Below are 1,479 nucleotides of genomic sequence, written 5' to 3' on the forward strand. Positions count from 1 at the left end.
CTTATGGCGGTTTTACAAGAGTTAGATAAAGCATCATTACAAGCAAAACGGAAGCTGACTATTCCATTTATTCGACAAGTTTTGGCGAATGGCTAGGCAAACACTGACGTTAATTCTTACTGAATTCTCGGCCATTGTCGCCAATCCATTAAATCAATCTCTTTTACCCCAGTCGTTAAGAAAACTGATAAAAAGAGGCCAATTTATCGCGTCTGAAGATAAATTGATGCAGCGCTTAATAGCATTGTTTTCAAAAGAAACAATGCGTTGTGATGACTTTCCAATGGCTAGCTTAAGAGGCGGAACAGCGTTCAGTCTCTGTGTAGATCCATGTTATTTGCAGGCCGATAGAGATCAGCTGTTATTATTTCATCGAGGCTTAACGCTTAAGCCAACTGAAGCTGAGCAACTTATTGATACTATTGCATATCTCTTTGATGATTTAGGTGGGTCTCTGACTATGCATTCCCCCAATCAATGGTTACTGACGATGCCTATCAATCCAGATGTTGAATTTATGGGGCTTGATAGGGTGGACCATCATGCGGTGGTTGAGTTTTTACCTCGTGGTGCTGATGCGGGTTTATGGATCCGTTTATGGAATGAGATTCAGATGGCGCTATTTGATTGTCCGGTGAATCAAACTAGAGAAGCTGAAGGCAAAGTGCCGGTCAATAGTGTCTGGTTCTGGGGGAAGGGTGCCATGCCTACTGAGTGGCAGGCTTGGTCACATGTGTCTGGTCAGGATGAAATACTGGCGTCTTTAAGTGACCATAGTGGTTCGACATGGCGAGATGATATTCATGATTTTTCTAATATTCAGGCAAATCAGGCGCTTCATCTCGTGAACTTTGATTCAGATAAAGATTGGGCTTCGCAATTGGAAGCACTTGATAAAAATTGGTTTACACCTATCTATAAAGCATTGAAACGTTTTCAACTCGATAGCATCAATATCATTATTCCGGGCTGGGGACATTACCAGTTAACCGCTGCATCTGTCTGGAAAATCTGGTTATGAGTGTATTGCCTGACATTGTTAAGCGGTCTCATGATGGCTGGGAAAAGCTCCCTGAGACATGGCCAGACAGTTTGCGAAAAATCATGGCCGCACGCGGGATTACTGATGTGAAGCAGTTATATTTTGAACTGGCTGACTTACCTAGGCCAGAACAACTGCTTGGTATGCAGGCGGCGGTTGAATTATTAGCAACGGCGTTAAAAGAACAATGGAAAGTCACGATTGTGGCTGACTTTGATAGTGACGGTGCCACTAGCTGTGCTTTGGCGATACGTGGTTTACAGTCAATGGGGTTGAAACAGATTCATTATATCGTCCCTAATCGCTTTATCCATGGTTACGGGCTGACGCCGGCTTTACTTGATGATATTCCAGCGCTGGAACAGCCTGACTTACTTGTCACTGTCGATAATGGCATCGCATCCATATCAGGGGTAAAAGCGGCGCATCAACGTGGC

At 43.9% G+C, this 1,479-nt stretch carries 3 protein-coding genes; all 3 read left to right on the plus strand.

Annotated elements, in window-relative coordinates; translation table 11 throughout:
* Positions 1–3: 3 nt before the first annotated feature.
* Positions 4–96 carry an HdaA/DnaA family protein gene (locus tag B4K20_RS17020; RefSeq protein WP_414683368.1) on the plus strand — a complete coding sequence of 31 codons (93 nt, stop codon included), beginning with the start codon at positions 4–6 and terminating at the stop codon, positions 94–96.
* Positions 89–1,021 (plus strand): hypothetical protein, encoded by a 933-nt coding sequence (locus B4K20_RS06510; protein ID WP_289282310.1) that lies wholly within the window; start codon positions 89–91, stop codon positions 1,019–1,021. Before B4K20_RS17020 ends, B4K20_RS06510 begins: the two co-directional genes overlap by 8 nt.
* A partial coding sequence (locus tag B4K20_RS06515; RefSeq protein WP_289282311.1) for a DHH family phosphoesterase occupies positions 1,018–1,479 on the plus strand: 462 nt, incomplete at its 3' end. The genes B4K20_RS06510 and B4K20_RS06515, both read left to right, overlap by 4 nt.

The organism is Methylophaga sp. UBA5088, from assembly GCF_002414625.1.
Lineage (GTDB): Bacteria > Pseudomonadota > Gammaproteobacteria > Nitrosococcales > Methylophagaceae > Methylophaga > Methylophaga marina.